The sequence below is a fragment of the Psychrobacter sp. CAL346-MNA-CIBAN-0220 genome, from assembly GCF_040309805.1.
GTDB lineage: Bacteria > Pseudomonadota > Gammaproteobacteria > Pseudomonadales > Moraxellaceae > Psychrobacter.
The window spans coordinates 1-230 of record NZ_JBEOPF010000805.1; the positions used below are offsets into that span (position 1 = coordinate 1).

Annotated in this window: 1 protein-coding gene; it reads right to left on the reverse strand. The window is 40.9% G+C overall.

Annotated features, from left to right (window positions below; genetic code table 11):
• On the reverse strand, nt 1–230 hold a 230-nt coding region (locus AAEY88_RS15740), incomplete at both ends, for a hypothetical protein (RefSeq protein ID WP_350563903.1).

Below are 230 nucleotides of genomic sequence, written 5' to 3' on the forward strand. Positions count from 1 at the left end.
GATGAATACCAACTAATACCAAGGGTTTGCCCATCTCTAACATCGCGGCTATAAACAACACTTACCGTATTGCCAGTAATGCTGATATTTGCAGCCCACTCGTAAGCGCCAATCGCGGCAATATTTTGTAAACCATTGGCGGCAAAAAATGGATCATCGAGTAAATCATTGACTGTATATAAATAGGTGCTTTTGCCTGTTTCTGCAGGAACAGTAACCGACTTATAAAT